The organism is Bacillus sp. AFS001701 (assembly GCF_002559405.1).
In the GTDB taxonomy this organism is placed as follows: Bacteria; Bacillota; Bacilli; order Bacillales; family Bacillaceae_G; genus Gottfriedia.
Genome location: NZ_NTZO01000142.1, coordinates 19229 through 35763, shown reverse-complemented (window position 1 = coordinate 35763; position 16535 = coordinate 19229). Strand labels below are relative to the sequence as shown.

Below are 16535 nucleotides of genomic sequence, written 5' to 3'. Positions count from 1 at the left end.
TTTAAAAACTCTCTAATTTTTAATTTTACTAATACATCTAATCCAATTGTTGGCTCATCTAAAAATAATAAGGGTGGATTATGAATTAACGCAGCTGCTAATTCACATCTCATTCTTTGACCTAAAGATAACTTTCTTACAGGTTGATCTAATAAAGGCTCAATATCCAAAGTCTTTATGATATAACCCATATGTTCTTCATATTGCTTATCTGGTATTTGATAAACCTTTTTTAGTAATCGAAATGATTCTTGTACTGCAATATCCCACCATAATTGAGATCTTTGCCCAAATACGACACCTATTGATTTAACAAAACGCTCTCGATCTTTTTGGGGGTGGTAACCATTAACTCTTACATCTCCAGAAGTAGGTGTTAATATTCCCGTCAACATTTTAATTGTAGTCGACTTCCCTGCACCATTCTCCCCGATATAAGCCATCATTTCACCTTTTTTTACAGAAAAGCTTATATTATTAACGGCTGTTTTTGTTCTATAGTTTCTTGTAAACAAATCTCTAAATGCACCTTTTACACCAGAGCGACTCAAGAAAGTTTTAAATTCTTTGTGTAAGCTTTGAACTTCGATTATGTTTTCCATAAGACTGCCTCCATTTTTTATTCCGTCGCTTAGTGTATTTGAAATACGAACTAAGTACAATAAAAAAGTACTAAAAAGTAGTTTCCAATTTTTTTCGGACTATTTTTGTGAAAAATATAGATTCTACGAAATGTTCAAATTTCTTTTTAACTTGTAAAGGCTTACATTTACCACGCGCTAAAATTTCGTGCTAGAATGTAATTTAACCACATAAATAATGTAAAGATGCCGGTTAAATTCTTTCATTTTTTTATCAATAATGGGAGGTACTCCATGAATAATCAAAAATCAATTGAAATACATAATGAAGCTTTAGAACACATCGTTGGAGGAGTAAACAGTCCTTCAAGATCGTTTAAAGCAGTTGGTGGCGGAGCTCCTGTCACAATGAAGCGTGCAAAAGGCGCATATTTTTGGGATGTTGATGGCAATCAATATATAGATTATTTAGCAGCATACGGTCCTATTATCACTGGCCACGCTCACCCACATATTACAGCTGCAATCACAAAAGCAGCAGAAAACGGTGTCCTTTACGGTACTCCTCATGAACTTGAATTACAATTTGCCAAAATGCTAAAAGAAGCGATTCCTAGTATGGATAAAGTCAGATTTACAAATTCAGGTACTGAGTCCGTAATGACAACTATACGTGTAGCGAGAGCATACACTGGTCGTACTAAAATCGTTAAATTTGCTGGATGTTATCACGGTCATTCGGATTTAGTACTTGTTGCTGCAGGCTCTGGACCATCTACACTTGGTACTCCTGATTCCGCTGGTGTACCACAAAGTATAGCCAATGAAGTTATTACAGTTCCATTTAATGACATTGAGGCATATGCAGAAACAATGGAAAAATGGGGTCATGAAGTAGCTGGTGTACTTGTTGAGCCAATTGTCGGTAACTTCGGAATCGTTGAACCAAAAGAAGGATTCCTAGAAGCTGTAAATGAAATTACGCACAATCACGGTGCTTTAGTCATTTATGATGAAGTAATAACTGCCTTCAGATTTATGTATGGTGGAGCACAAAATTTATTAGGAATTGAACCAGACTTAACAGCTCTTGGAAAGATTATAGGCGGTGGATTACCGATTGGAGCTTATGGTGGTAAAAAAGAAATTATGGAAACTGTTGCCCCACTTGGTCCTGCATATCAAGCTGGTACGATGGCAGGTAATCCAGCATCAATTGCAGCTGGTATTGCATGTCTTGAAGTATTACAACAAGAAGGTGTCTATGAGGAATTAGATCGTCTAGGTGCCATTCTTGAAAAAGGTATTCAAGAAAAAGCTGATAAGCACAACATCCATATAAAAATCAATCGCTTAAAAGGTGCATTAACAGTTTATTTCAATGTTGACGAAGTAACGAATTATGAAGAAGCAAAAGAATCCGATGGAGAAGTTTTCGGTAGATTCTTTAAACTTCTATTAGAAGAAGGTATTAATCTAGCACCATCTAAATATGAAGCTTGGTTCTTAACTACAGCTCATACTGAACAAGACGTTCATCAAACAATTAACGCTGTTGGGAACGCATTCCTAAAATTATCTACGATTAAACTATGATATATCTGAGGTCACTACAACTTGAAGTGACCTCTATTCATACATAGTTATTTCTGAATAATCAATTTTTTTACCATAAAATAGGAGGTAGTTAAATGAAATTTCAAACAAAAACAGAATGGTCACCAGGTTTATTTAGAGATTATTACAATAACGAACATGATGCATGTGGGATTGTTGCCTTTATCAATCGTTCTATAACTCAAACAAGAGATACAATCGATATTGCTGCAGAAAGTTTACGAAAGATGAATCATCGAGCGGGATTTACGAACGGTGAAGGTGATGGTGTAGGAATTCAGACTGACATCCCCACTCTTCTTTGGCAAGAAAAACTTACATCTGTAGGAATTAGTCCAGAAGTTGTTTCACACCCTTCATTTACAGTTGGACATTTCTTCTTAGATGAAAAATCAGAAATACAAACATTACTCCAAATTTTTGAAGAAAATGGTTATGAAACTTTATTTCATAGTTGTAATCAAACCTTTACTTCAGCACTTGGTCCAATCGCTCAGGCAGTAGAACCTGAGTTCTTACAAGTAGCATTACTCCCAATTAAAAATCACCAAAGTACAACTCTATTTGATTTAACAAATATTATTAGCAAAAAAACAAATGTAACTGTTGTCTCTCTCAGTCAATCAACTTGTGTTTATAAAGTAATGGGAACAATCGATACTTTATTGTCATACTATTCAGATTTACAGCATCCTAATTTTCAATCATCTGTTGTGGTTGGTCATAATCGATATTCAACAAATACATCTTCTTCATTTTCAAGAGTTCAACCATTTAGCATGCTAGCTCATAATGGAGAAATTAACACAATCGAACAATTAAGAATTGAAGCAAAACAAATTGGTGCAAATATTAAGCATGGAAATAGTGATTCACAAGATGTAAATATAACACTTGAGACGCTTATTCATAAATATAACTACTCTTTGAAAGAAGCAATGGAACTGTTATTCCCTCCTGTACCAGCAGAATTTGAATCAGATCCAGAAGTAAACTACATTTACAATACGATTCGAAGTACATTCGGTCCATTTTGTCAAGGTCCCGCAGGCGTACTTACAAGAGAAGGAAATGAATTTGTTGCTAGTGTCGACGCTTTAGGTTTACGTCCAGTTTGGTTACTTGAAACAAATGATTATTATGTATTTTCATCCGAGCAAGGTATTCTATCTCCAGAATTATTTATATCTGAGCCACATGCTCTTTCGCCTGGAGAAAAAGTCGGCATTAATTTATTAAAAGACCGTGCTCAACTATTAACACACCGTGAATTAACGCATTTCGTTACAGCGAAATTAAACGAAAAATTAACAATTAATCTAGCAAATACAGAAGCAAGTTCAACTGATTACGTAGAACACTCACCTCCTTCAATTCAACCGTTTGAATATGGAGCTTTTGGATGGCAAAAGGAACAAATCCAATTAGTTGAACAAATGGCAGAAAAAGGTGCAGAACCTATTCGTTCATTAGGGCATGACGCTCCACTAGCATGTTTAGATGAAGCTCGAAAAAATATTTCTGACTTTATGAAAGAAACAGTTGCAGTAGTAACGAACCCTGCGATCGATCGTGATCGTGAAACAGAGCATTTCTCTATTTCTGTCCTATTAGGAAAAAGGCCATCCATTACAAAGAAAGATTCAGGAATTGTTCTACAACTCCCTTCTCCAATAATAGGTGATGGTTTTGTAGGTAATACGTTAAAAGCTAGTAGACAACAAATTTCGTATGAAGAAATTCTAAATCTATATCAATTAGAAAATAAACTTTATACAATTCAAAGTACATTTTCGAATTTACCTTTAGAAGAAACATTGTCCCAATATAAATACGAAGTAGTAGAAGCTGTAAAAAATGGTGCAGAATGTATTGTTATTACAGATGATGAAGCTCATAAAAATAATCAATACTGGATTGATCCGGCTCTTATTACAGCAATAATCCATAATGGACTTGTGAATGCTAAGTTAAGAAGAAACTGTTCGATTGTCTTAAAGACAGCTGCTATCCGTAATCTTCACGATTTAATGGTAATGAAAGGTTTAGGAGCAGATGCAATTAATCCTCATTTCCTTTTTGGAACTATTTCAGAATTGGAAACTCCTGAAAAAATAGTAAAACTTTATGATGTTTTAAATAAAGGAATCGAAAAAGTAATTTCAACTATAGGGATGCATGAGCTACGTGGCTATGCAAAAATGTTCAGTAGCATTGGATTACAAGAAGATATCACTTCGTCTTTAGGCGTTATAAACTTCTTCGGAGATCAAACAGTGTCTGGATTCAAATTATTAGAGGCTGATTCGAAAAAACGTTCTGAAGATTACAACGCAAATAACGCAACTATGCCAAAATCTTTCCACGTATTCCCTCGAATTTGGAAAGCTATTGGTGAAACAGCACAAACAGGTAGTTATGAAACATACCGCCAAAAATTAAATCAAATTGAAGAAGAGCGACCAACTACAGTACGTCATGCGCTTACTTTAGTTGAAAGTAGTAAACCAGTTGAATCAAGTCAAGTTTCATTAGAAATAGGCACTCACTCACTACCATTTATTATCAGTTCAATGTCATTCGGATCTCAAAATGAAGTTGCTTTTAGAGCATATGCTGAAGGTGCAAATCGACTGAATATGATCAGCTTAAATGGTGAAGGTGGAGAAATTCAAGATATGATTGGAAAATATCCAAACACTCGTGGACAGCAAATTGCTTCTGGTCGATTCGGAGTTAATGCTAATTTACTTCACTCTTCTAACTTAATTGAGATTAAAATTGGTCAAGGTGCAAAACCTGGTGAGGGTGGTCATTTACCTGCTTCAAAAGTTACACAAAAAATAGCGGAAACGAGAAATGCAACACTTGGTTCTGATTTAATTTCACCTTCAAATAATCATGATATTTATTCAATTGAAGATTTAGCTCAAATGATTAGTGAAATTAAAGCTGTTAATCCAAAAGCAAAAGTTGCTGTAAAAGTCCCTGTTGTTCCTAATATCGGCACAATTGCTGTTGGTATTGCAAAAGCGGGTGCAAACTTTATCAATATTAGCGGTTTTGATGGAGGAACAGGTGCTGCCCGTGTTCATGCAATTCAAAATGTAGGCTTACCAGTTGAAATTGGTGTTCGTGCAGCCCACAATGCATTACTAGAATCTGGTTTACGTAATTCTGTCGAGATTTGGGCGGATGGTGGAATGAAAAGCGTAAATGATGTAGTAAAAATGATGATTTTAGGTGCAAACCGAATCGGATTTGGAACTTTATCAATGATTGCAATCGGTTGTACGACATGTCGTGGTTGTCATTTAGATACATGCCACGTTGGTATTGCAACACAAATCGAATCAGAGATTGAAGCAATGCGTCACGGTTTGCGAAAATTCACTCCTAGACAATTAGAAACAGCAGTAACAAATTTAGTACAATTCTTCACTGCATTCAAAGATGAATTGCAAGTGATTGTTGGTTCATTAGGAGTAAAAAATGCTCAAGAGCTTGTTGGTAAAACTGAATTCTTAAAACAAACAAGATTTTTAGATACGCTAAGTTTAACTAATTTATTATCTACTAATAAAATTGAGGATAAAGAATATGTACTTTCGAATGGAGAATCTGCTAAAGTACTTCAAAGTAATGACGTTGGAGTTTATGAAAAGGTTGACAATGAATATCGCCATGCTGGCAGTTTATTAATCCATGACCTAGTCGTAAAAAAACAAACGCAAGGTGTAGCTTCCCCTGTCGAGATAAGCTTCGAGGATCAATCCATTCCTGGAAATGGCTTAGGAACTTACACAGTAGAAGATTATTCTGTATACGTTCAAGGCGGAGCTCAAGATGGTGTAGCGAAAACTGCTTTTGGTGGAACGATTTTTATTAGTAAAGCTTTAGGTGCTAACGGACAATACTTTGGTGGTTCGGTCGGAAAATGCTTTGCATATGGAGCACAAAAAGGACAATTCTTTATCCAAGGTAACGCTGACTCTCGAGCAGGCATTCGTTTATCAGGTGCCGATGTTGTAATTGGTGGTCGTAATCAATCTAGTCAACCTATTTCACAGAAAACTCGTCTTGGTGCAAAAGCAAATATAAACGGTTTTGCTTTTGAATATATGACTGGTGGTCGTGCAGTTGTTCTAGGAGATCCAGGTCCATGGATGTGTGCTGGTATGACTGGAGGAGTAATTTATGTTCGAAACTCTTCTGAATTAGGCCTTACTAATGAAGCTTACCAAAATCGAATCGCAAATGGTGCAAGTGTAAGTATTGTACCTGTCGATGAAACTGGTAAAAACGATCTAAATGAATTGTTAGAGAAATATATCTCACTTTTAACTCAGCATAATCAGCATGATGAAGCTGAATTTGTCCAAAGTTTATTAGGCGACATTGAACAAAACTTCTTACAAATTAAACCTAAAAAAGAACAAGCGGATCCATCTGTTTCAACTGAATGATTTTATAAAAAAGAAGCGAAATATTTCGCTTCTTTTTTGATTATTTAATAGTAAAGCCCTTTCATTTCTAAGTTCGAAATCTTTTAATTTAACTAACAATTTAATCTTTTTTCTCATTCATATAATTAACATAATTTCTTAAAAAATTGTATTGATAATGCGTGTAGTTCATTGTATAGTTACAGGATGTTACATGAGAAAAAAATAAAAGTTACTTTTAATTGAAGCAATTTTGAAAAACACTCGATGTAATAAACAGTAGTTTAGTAGTAATATAGTTAAACGTTCATATTTCATTACAAGCATTAAGCTAGACAAACAAAAAGGAGTAATACAATGAGATTAGGAGCGCGTGTTCTAAAAACTGGTATAGCTATTACGCTCGCCATTTATAGCGCGATGTTTTTTGATTTATCAACAGCTTCGATTGCAGGTATCTCTGCTATTTCGGCATTAAAATCATCAGTAAACCAATCATATAAATCGTTAATTGAACAACTTCAAGCTAACTTGATTGGTGCGATCCTGGCAATTATTGCAGTGATTACTCTAGGTAATAATCCAGTAATTATAGGATTTACATGTATTCTCGTGATTATCATTACATTAAAACTAAAACTCGAAAATACAATTGCTACAACATTAGTTACTGTAGTCGTTATTATGGAGGTAAGTACAAGTACCGAACACTTTGCCATTTTTACTTTCGATCGTATTTTGGCAGTAACAATTGGTGTTTTAGCTGCATCATTTGTAAATATTTTCTTAATGCCTCCAAATTATGAAAAAAAACTATCTCGTGGCATGATTTCAATTACTGAACAAACAAATAAATTAATGATGATGGCTCTACACAAAACTGTTAGCCATAATGGATTAAAAGATGAAATTTATCAATTAAAAGAAATCATGAGAAATGTTACGAAAATCTATCGCTTATACAAAGAAGACCGAATCATTCTTGTTGGTCGTAAGAAAAAAGAGCATGAAAAATCTCGTAAAATCGTATTGTTCAGACAAATGCTTGTCACAGCCGATAACGCATTTGATACGTTAAAAGCTTTAAACCGATTAGAATATGAAATTAACGCATCTCCGAAAGAGTTCCAAGATTTAGTAAAAAATGAACTAACATGCTTAATGCAATTTCACGAACATGCTTTAATGAAATTAATCGGCAAAGTAAACTTTGATCAAACTGCTCCACTTCATAGAGAAGAAAATATATTAAAAGATAAATTAACAAAGGCATTCTTGGATCACCATGATATTAATGACGAAGAAAAACAAAAAACATGGTTACATTTATTCCAAGTAGTATCTGCCATTTTAGAATATAGCGAAAATGTTGAGCATCTAAATACACTAGTTGATAGCCATCAAACTTATCACAAAGAATACCAAGTTCAAGTTGAACAGGTTGAAACAATGTAAAAGCCTCCAATTGTGGAGGCTTTTTATTTTGAGTTTGAATCAAAGTAAATGGGGTATCTCGACGACGTTCTATATTTGATGTGATTTTTTCAATCCTTGCAAGCTGATTTTTATCCATTTTTAAATCAATCGGATAGAAATTAGAGTGGTATTGCTTGTTTTCTTGCAGAGAGTATCTATTTTAGAGCCATTCTCCTTGGGAATACGCGAACCCGTATAAGTAATTTTTTATCTTAATTGCGATTTTTGAAACTTTAATTGCAGTTTTGCTGATTTTATTTGCGATTCTTGAATTTTTATTTGCAGTTCTGCCAATTTTGTTTACGATTTTCGGATTTTATTTGCAGTTCGTTGTTAATTCACACTTACTTCTTCAAATAAAAAAAAGCACAAAGAATTTCTTTGTGCTAATCTTCTATACCGAACTCGAGCTAGTTTCTAAATTTTGAATTTCAAACAAATGATAGTAAGCTTCTTTTTTAGCCATTAATTCCTCATGCGAACCAATTTCGACAATATGACCTTGATCAATATAAACGATTTTATCTACATGTGTAATGGTAGATAATCTATGTGCAATAAATATTGTTGTACGGTTCTTTGCTAGTTCATGAATCGCGTCTTGGATATACCTTTCATTTTCTAAATCAAGAGCTGAAGTAGCTTCATCAAATATTAGAATAGAAGGATTTCTTAAAAATACACGGGCAATTGCTACACGTTGTTTCTGACCACCAGAAAGCTTTACTCCTCTTTCCCCAACAAGCGTGTCATATCCATCTGGTAAACTCATGATAAAATCATGTGCGTTGGCTGCTTTAGCAGCTGCAATAATTTCTTCTTCACTAGCACTCGGATTCCCATAACGAATGTTCGATTTTACAGTATCGCTAAATAGAAAATTGTCTTGTAAAACGATACCGATTTTTTCACGCATACTTTTTAAATCAAAATCCCTTATGTCGACACCATCAATTTTAATAGACCCTTTTGTTACGTCATAAAAACGTGGTATTAAACTAACTAACGAAGACTTTCCACCACCACTCGATCCAACCAATGCAATCTTTTGACCAGGTTCAATTTGAAAAGTTACATCTTGAATGACCTCAGCATCAACTGCATTATATTGGAAAGATACGTTATTAAAGTGAATTTGACCATCTAACTTCTTTGCATAAATTGGATTATCTCGATTAACGATGTCATACTTTTCATCCATTAATTCAAAGACACGATCCATCGATGCAAACGATTGTGTTAATGCTGTTGAAGAATTTGCTAATCTTCTAAGTGGATCATATAAACGATCAATATATCCAACGAATGCTACCATCTCACCAAGTGTTAAGTGACCATGAATAACTTGATATGCAGAAAATCCGATAATTAATAATGGTCCAATATCAGTTAATGTATTAATAATCGTAAACGTACTCGCATTCCAGCCTGTATGCTTAAGAGCACGATCTAAAAACTCACCATTTTTTTCTTTAAATAGTCCACTTTCATAATCTTCCAATGCAAAACTGCGTGTTACTTGCATCCCCTGAATTCTTTCTGTTAAGAACCCTTGTAATACAGCTAAAGCTTGAGATCTTTGACGAGTCAAAAATCGAAGTCGACCGAAAAAGTACTTTACTGCTAATGTATAAAATGGCAAAACGATTAATGAAACAAGCGTTAACTTTACATCCATTGTTAACATGATTGTAACTGTGATTAAGATTGTAATTAAATCTAACCAAACATTCATTAACCCAGTAATAACGAAGTCTTTAGTAGATTCAACATCATTTATTACTCGTGAAATGACTTCACCTGTTTTTGCATTAGCATAATATCTTAAGCTGAGTTTTTGTAAATGTTTAAATAAATGATCTCTAATATCAAATAAAATTCGACTACCGATATATTGAGCATAATACTGTCTGAAATACTCAATAGGTGGTCTTACAATAATAAAAATCCCAAATGCAATGAGCATGATGTAAATAAGATGTGAACTTTTAGTTGCAATTGGTAATGATGAATTAATGATATTATCAACTACATATTTTAATAAAAACGGTAATATTAATGGGATTCCAAATTTAACGATACCGATAGCAATCGTTAAAAAAATATGAAATCGATATGGTTTAACAAATTTTAAATAACGTTTAATACTTCCCATATTTTCATCCTTTCATATCATTCAAAAAGAAACTGTTGAGCAATCTTTTTGAGATCATTAATTCTCAAAAAGACTAAGTCCGCTCAACAGTTTCAATTAATCACGATACATTAAGAATCGTTCATACCAATTATCAATAAAATCAGGAGCAAACGGCCCTTTTCGTTGATGAATTAATTCCTTTAAATAACCTAAGTTCTTTTTTAAGATTGGGTCAATAATAGGAGGATAATTCATTAATTGTCGATGATTCTCATATTCATCTTCATCTAACAGCACGTAAGTCATGTCTGGAAAAACTTTAATATCTAAATCATAGTCAATATACTTAATGGCACCATCTTCAAAGACGAATGGTGAGCTAATATTACAGTAATAATAAACTCCATCTTCTCTAATCATTCCAATGACATTAAACCAATAATCCATATCAAAGTAACAAATTGCTGGCTCTCGTGTAACCCATGTTCTACCGTCCGATTCAGTTACAAGCGTGCGATCATTTGCGCCAATTACTAACTGCTGCGTCCCTTTTAAAATGGTTGTCTCTTCCCATATACGATGAATATGTCCATTATGTTTGTAACTATGTATCTGTATTTTTTCTCCTGGTTTGGGAACGTTCATTGTTTCTCCCTTCTTTCTAGTGTGGACGCATTTCAACACTTTATTTATACTTTACACTTCTATTATAACTAGTTCTTATCCATTTTTAAACAAAAGGGAGGTTAATTTGGTAAAATGCCCCATTGTTTTTTTATTTTAATGCAATTTTCCTCTCATCTGAGAAAGATTTAATAATTTGCTGTGTTTGGATTAAAAAGGTGTCTTGGATAGCTTTTAATTCAGATCTCATTATATGTATTTCATCTTGGATAGAAGACAATTTTGACAAATCCTCTAATTCAAATAGTTGGTTTTCAATTTCTTGACATCGTTCAATTTCTTCTTGAATCTTTATTAACTGATCCATTGTTTCAAGCTGACGACTTACCAATTCATCGAATACTTGCATACCATTCACCATCCTTCTTTCATTATTACACTATTTCTTGAAAACTAACATAATCCCTTTGACTACATTTGACGATATTTGACTATTGAGAAGAAATTAATCATTCTATGTGGATTTTAAATGTTGGACATAAATTACACGTAGGTAAAAGAGCACCCTTATATAAGGGTGCTCTTTTTGAACGTTCTTTATAACAACTAGACTGCATGATCTCTCATCAGACAGGAAGATGAATATAGAAAGTAAGACTATCTTTACTATCTCTCATCAACAGCGCACTTCTAGTAATTTTCTTTAGATAATTATTGTTGGTTTTGTTGTCCAAAGTTGCCTGAGTTAGCTTTTTGTGTAGATTTTGCATTTGCTTCTCTCACAGCTTGAACATCAGTTTCACTTGCAAACTCTTGTCCAAAACTTTGGTTTTGTTGTCCAAAGTTTTTAGAAGCAGCTTTTTGAGTAGATTGTGCATTAGCTTCTCTAACTGCTTGAACATCAGTTTCACTTGAAAACTCTTGTCCAAAACCTTGGTTTTGTTGTCTTACTTTGCCAATGTTTGTTCCAGATGCTGTTTTTCCAGCATTGAATTGATTGTTGTTGTTGTTCATGATTTATCACCTCCACGAATAATATGATGTCCATTAGTCGGAGTAATATGTAAAAAACTTTACTTTAATTATGTAAAAAACTTTACTTTAATTTTTTTGTTTAATGAACTGTTCGAGTGGAAAACTATGAGAAGAAATTATAAGGAGGTTTATTATGTACGTTGGCAGAGATCTTTCAGAATTATCAATGACTCCAAAAACTCAGTGGAAAGATAGTGAATTGGAATACTATCATCATTCATTTCAGCAAATTACTGGTTATTTAAATATTGAAGGTAGCACAATGCAAAAAGAAATAATAAAAGAAATTGAATCACGTGGTGGTCTTCATAGAAATGAGGCAGACTGGACTAGTGGTACTCGCCCTACTTTTGACTAAAGTGATTCTTAAAGCACAAAAAACCCCAACTCTTTGTTGGGGTTCTTTGTTTCATTACTGAAGCTTTTCAATTTGCTGATAAATTTTTTGATGCACTACCGGAAACGGGAGCTCTTTACACTCATCTAATGTTACCCATTTCTGATTACTTGATAAACTACCTTCATTTATTGCTTTTCCATCATATACTTCCATTTTCCATACAAGATGTGAAAAAACATGCTCAATATTAAATTGATAAGATAATCCTTCAACTACTAATTGCGATTCTTGATTTAAGAAAAAGCTAAGTGTATCACTTTTAGATAACATCGTTGATTGTAATTCAGCTGTTGGAAACTCCCACATATTAGCAAGTAATCCACTAGAAGGTCTTTGTTGAATTAAATATTGATTATTACTATTCTTAATGACACCCACTGCTAGATCAATTGGTTTTGGTGCCTTCTTTTTACTTTTTATAGGTAACTCAGTCACAACCCCAGTTTCAAAAGCCAAACATTGTTCTCTTACAGGACATAGTAAACATGCAGGATTTGTTGGGGTACAAATTAATGCTCCAAGCTCCATTAAACCTTGATTAAATGCAGACGGATCTTCATGACTAATTAAAGCTCTTACAGCTTGTTCAAAAATTTTTCGGTTTTTAGGTACACCAATGTCCTCCCAAATTGTTAATATTCTAGATAATACCCTCATTACATTCCCATCAACCGCTGGCTCTGGTTTTCCGTATGCAATACTTAGGATAGCTCCAGCAGTATAAGGTCCTACACCTTTTAATTTACTTATTAATTCTGGCGTATCTGGTACTTTTCCTGAATACTCTTCATGGACTTCACGGACAGCCGATTGCAAATTTCTAGCTCTAGAATAATAACCAAGTCCTTCCCAAGCTTTTAGTACTTTTTCTTCCTCGGCATTCGCCAAGTCAGCAATCGTAGGGAAATTTTGCATAAACTTATTATAAAAAGGGATTACTGTATCAACACGTGTTTGCTGAAGCATTATTTCTGAAACCCATACTCGATATGGGTCTTTATTCTTTCTCCAAGGTAAATCTCTTTGTTCTGCTAAAAACCAATTAACTAAATTATTTTTAAAGTCATTTTTGGGGAAAACTTCTAATGTCGTATTTAAATCATTATTCATAACTTATACCTTTCTCTAACATCTATATGTTTTTGTTAATAGTCAATACTATAAAAATTAAAAGGGTAAATAAAGGGAGGAACTAAATGGATACTGGTACTCATCTTGTAATGGGATTTACACTTGGCGGATTAGCAACCCTGAGTCCAATTGTCCTACATGACCCACATTTGACAAACTCACTCTTATTAACAACAATCATCGGATCACAATTACCAGACAGTGACACGATATTAAAATTAAGAAATAACGCAAAATATTTAAAACATCATCGTGGAATTACGCATTCAATTCCTGCAGTCATTTTATGGACATTATCACTTTCTGCGCTTATGACATTATTTAACAATAGAGAACACTTTGGACTCTATTTACTCTGGTCTTTCATAGCAGTAAGTGTACACGTATTCGTTGATTTATTTAATGCCTACGGAACCCAAGCACTAAGGCCTTTTTCAAAACGCTGGATAGCTTTTGGCATCATAAACACTTTCGATCCAATAATTTTTGCAATCCATTTAGTTGGAGTTCCATTTGTAATTTTTCATTTTAGAGCCGGTCCGATTTGTGTCATGCTCTATTTCATTATGATTTTTTACTATGCGTTTAGATATCGACAAAAACAAATCGTGATTCAAACAGTCACAAAAAAATTACCGGATGTAAAACGTGTCTATGTTTCACCTTCTATAAAATACACTCATTATCATATTGTAGCAAGTACAGATTCTCATCATTACGTTGGCAAAATAAAGAAAAGAATCTTTAAAATCCACGACGTGTTTAAAAGAATCCCCTTACCAGTAATTGAAGACGTAAAAGCAGCCTTTAAGGATGAAAACGTTAAATCATTCTTGGCATTTTCACCAGTTTATATTTGGGAATTGATTGGACATGACGACCATAAAGAATTAAGACTAATCGATTTAAGGTACAGGACCGAAACTTACTACCCATTTGTTGCAGTAGTCAAATTCGACTACGAACATAATATTATCAGTTCATTTACAGGCTGGATCTTTAGCGAGAAAAAATTACAGAAAAAACTAAAAGTGGAATCTTAATAAACCAAAAAATAACCCTTAGCAATTTTTTGCTAAGGGTTATTTAATTAATGAAGAAGATTATCCTTCTCTTTCGTTTCTATAATTTCTAAACCTGGTGGCTTTGCAATGTTTATATCTGTTTCATGCAAATATTTTCCATATTGGAAAATAAATTGTTGAACAACCTTTTTAGACATTTGTTCTCCATGATATTCTCCAGCTTTAGCATAAGTTGCTTCAAAATCTTCCCATAGCCATTCAACCCAAATTTTTGCTTGTGAGTATGTTAAATGACTATTTTCTTTTAATAATAGCTCAGTTAATTGCTCTAAATATTTCTCCATATAAATTACACCTTCCAATTTTTAAACATTTATTATCAACATATCTGAATTCAAAATGGTCATCATATTGATGATGGTTCATTTCATCAATTAGTATTAATCACTAGGAGGATTTTTAAGATGACAACAAAAAGTGAACGTTTTTCAAAACAAAAACATGATATGGCTATTGATGGTAATATAGATTACAAATCACAAAATGCTTCTATCCGTCCAAATGGGAGCATTAATACAAATCCACGAGATCGTATGGCAAAAAGTAATCGTGATGAATAGAAATTTAACCAGGGTTTTTATTTCCCTGGTTTCTTTAATAATGCGATTGGGATCCCTATTTCTTCTTCACTAGTGCTTTTATGACCCCAAGCAAAAATACCATTCATATATGTGATCATAAATAATACTCCAGGTTCCTCAATTAATTCATATTGCTCACCAGGAATAAATTGAGTTGCGTCTAATAAATATGATTGAGCCATCGTTTTTTTACGCAGTATAACTTCAAGTTCATTGATCATATCCATTTGTTCAGCTTTTCTAGCTTGATGATTCAAATTGCTGATTTCTTGAACTAATTCATCTTTCGTTAAGTCACTATATCGTTTTGGAATTTCCATTTTAAGTCTCCTCTAAATCATTTAGATAGTTTTATTATATCAAGCTAATAACACACAACCAATTAATTTAGTTTCAGACTGCCCGAAAACGCTCGCTTTCTTCGTTGCTTCGCCTGTTAAGCGGTGCTCATTACCGTCTAAGGTAACTCCGCTCCTCACCAGGCTTCGCGCCTCGAAAGACAAGCGCTCGCAATCAGTCTAAAAATCAATTGTTATGAACTTGTATACTTCAATAAATTAATTTAGTTATTCCTCTTCTAAAATTAAAATTGCTTTTTCAATTAAATCAATTGGGAAACCTTTTCGAAATAATACTGTTTTTATTTTTTGAGTATATTCCCAGCCACTTAATTTTTCATATTTCTTTTTCGCTTTTCTAGCATGTATTAATAGAGCTTGTAATTCATCATCTTCTTCACTTTCATATTGTGTTTCTTCAATTGCAATCGAAATAATGTTAGCAGAATAGCCCTTTCTTCTCAGCAGTTCTTCAAGCTTTGCCTTTTTTTGATTTGTTGAATACTTCGAAAGTGCAGAAACCTTTTTTTGACAGAGTGAAATAGCATGTTGAATTTGTTTATCTTTTGAAAATAAAATTAAACTTTTCTCTATGACAGAATTGTGAATACCTTTTGCTAGTAATTCATTCTTAATGATTGTTGGTCCTTTCAATGTCGTATTAATAGACGTACGAACATAACTTTCAGCGTATTTTTCTTCATTAATATACCCTTCTTCTACAAGTCGGATAATTGTAGTCTGTATTGTATCGATTAAGAATTCTTGCTTTGTTAAATATAGATCAATTTCTTTTTTTGTTCTCATCATTCGAGATAAATAAACAATGCTAGAAAGATATGCCTTTCTAAGTTGATCGGCATTTAATATCTCTTCTAGTTCAAATGGCTCAAATGATTGACCTTTTTTTATGTTAAATTTAACAAGAGTATCAGCATCTACACTAAATGAATACTCTTCACCATTACCACTATCTGTGTAAATATTAAATCGTTCTTTATTTAATTTTTGAACTTGAATTTTCGTTATTATAGACATAATTTACCTCAAAATAAATTTTGTTTTTATGTACACATAAAAATAAT

The 16535-nt window shown here is 33.3% G+C and carries 15 protein-coding genes; 6 read left to right on the top strand and 9 right to left on the bottom strand.

Annotated features, from left to right (window positions below; all coding sequences use genetic code 11):
- Positions 1–602: ABC transporter ATP-binding protein (locus tag CN514_RS11345; protein ID WP_141529354.1), on the bottom strand; the 602-nt coding region annotated here is incomplete at its 3' end.
- Between the two features lie 273 nt (positions 603–875).
- Here CN514_RS11345 and CN514_RS11340 point away from each other — a divergent pair.
- The 3 genes from CN514_RS11340 to CN514_RS11330 all read left to right on the top strand — a co-directional run bounded on the left by CN514_RS11340 (position 876) and on the right by CN514_RS11330 (position 8098).
- Positions 876–2177: a glutamate-1-semialdehyde 2,1-aminomutase gene (locus CN514_RS11340; protein ID WP_098232672.1), complete on the top strand. Its 1302-nt coding sequence runs from the start codon at positions 876–878 to the stop codon at positions 2175–2177.
- Positions 2178–2272: 95 nt separating this feature from the next.
- Positions 2273–6664 carry a glutamate synthase-related protein gene (locus CN514_RS11335; RefSeq protein WP_098232671.1) on the top strand — a complete coding sequence of 1464 codons (4392 nt, stop codon included), beginning with the start codon at positions 2273–2275 and terminating at the stop codon, positions 6662–6664.
- A gap of 336 nt (positions 6665–7000) precedes the next feature.
- Positions 7001–8098: an FUSC family protein gene (locus CN514_RS11330; RefSeq protein WP_097978296.1), complete on the top strand. Its 1098-nt coding sequence runs from the start codon at positions 7001–7003 to the stop codon at positions 8096–8098.
- A 415-nt stretch (positions 8099–8513) separates the two neighbouring features.
- Here CN514_RS11330 and CN514_RS11325 read toward each other — a convergent pair whose 3' ends face one another.
- The 4 genes from CN514_RS11325 to CN514_RS11310 all read right to left on the bottom strand — a co-directional run bounded on the left by CN514_RS11325 (position 8514) and on the right by CN514_RS11310 (position 11894).
- A complete protein-coding gene (locus CN514_RS11325; RefSeq protein WP_098232670.1) occupies positions 8514–10274 on the bottom strand; it encodes an ABC transporter ATP-binding protein in 1761 nt (586 codons plus the stop codon).
- Positions 10275–10370: 96 nt separating this feature from the next.
- Positions 10371–10901 carry a nucleoside tri-diphosphate phosphatase gene (gene ntdP / locus CN514_RS11320; RefSeq protein ID WP_098232669.1) on the bottom strand — a complete coding sequence of 177 codons (531 nt, stop codon included), beginning with the start codon at positions 10899–10901 and terminating at the stop codon, positions 10371–10373.
- A 130-nt stretch (positions 10902–11031) separates the two neighbouring features.
- Entirely contained in the window at positions 11032–11289 is a 258-nt protein-coding gene (locus tag CN514_RS11315) for a YgaB family protein (protein ID WP_025671838.1), read from the bottom strand.
- Positions 11290–11591: 302 nt separating this feature from the next.
- Positions 11592–11894: a gamma-type small acid-soluble spore protein gene (locus CN514_RS11310; RefSeq protein WP_098232668.1), complete on the bottom strand. Its 303-nt coding sequence runs from the start codon at positions 11892–11894 to the stop codon at positions 11592–11594.
- 154 nt (positions 11895–12048) lie between these two features.
- Here CN514_RS11310 and CN514_RS11305 point away from each other — a divergent pair, with 154 nt between their 5' ends.
- Positions 12049–12273, top strand: coding sequence for a hypothetical protein (locus CN514_RS11305; protein ID WP_098232667.1), 225 nt, complete (start codon positions 12049–12051; stop codon positions 12271–12273).
- Between the two features lie 54 nt (positions 12274–12327).
- On the opposite strand, the gene mutY is transcribed toward CN514_RS11305, so the two are convergent.
- Positions 12328–13425 carry an A/G-specific adenine glycosylase gene (mutY, locus tag CN514_RS11300; protein ID WP_098232666.1) on the bottom strand — a complete coding sequence of 366 codons (1098 nt, stop codon included), beginning with the start codon at positions 13423–13425 and terminating at the stop codon, positions 12328–12330.
- A gap of 86 nt (positions 13426–13511) precedes the next feature.
- Here mutY and CN514_RS11295 point away from each other — a divergent pair, with 86 nt between their 5' ends.
- Positions 13512–14489: a metal-dependent hydrolase gene (locus CN514_RS11295; RefSeq protein ID WP_098232665.1), complete on the top strand. Its 978-nt coding sequence runs from the start codon at positions 13512–13514 to the stop codon at positions 14487–14489.
- 47 nt (positions 14490–14536) lie between these two features.
- Here CN514_RS11295 and CN514_RS11290 read toward each other — a convergent pair whose 3' ends face one another.
- Positions 14537–14815, bottom strand: a complete 279-nt coding sequence (locus CN514_RS11290; protein ID WP_098232664.1) for a YfhJ family protein — start codon at positions 14813–14815, stop codon at positions 14537–14539.
- A 120-nt stretch (positions 14816–14935) separates the two neighbouring features.
- On the opposite strand from CN514_RS11290, the gene sspK reads away from it, so the two are divergent.
- The gene (gene sspK / locus CN514_RS11285; RefSeq protein ID WP_084007022.1) at positions 14936–15091 is read left to right on the top strand and encodes a small acid-soluble spore protein K; all 156 of its coding nucleotides are present in this window, start codon (positions 14936–14938) and stop codon (positions 15089–15091) included.
- A 17-nt stretch (positions 15092–15108) separates the two neighbouring features.
- Here sspK and CN514_RS11280 read toward each other — a convergent pair whose 3' ends face one another.
- On the bottom strand, positions 15109–15432 hold the full coding sequence (locus CN514_RS11280; RefSeq protein WP_098232663.1) for a YfhH family protein: 324 nt from the start codon (positions 15430–15432) through the stop codon (positions 15109–15111).
- Positions 15433–15678: 246 nt separating this feature from the next.
- Complete coding sequence (recX, locus tag CN514_RS11275) at positions 15679–16488, bottom strand: recombination regulator RecX (protein ID WP_098232662.1); 810 nt, start codon at positions 16486–16488, stop codon at positions 15679–15681.
- Between the last annotated feature and the right edge of the window lie 47 nt (positions 16489–16535).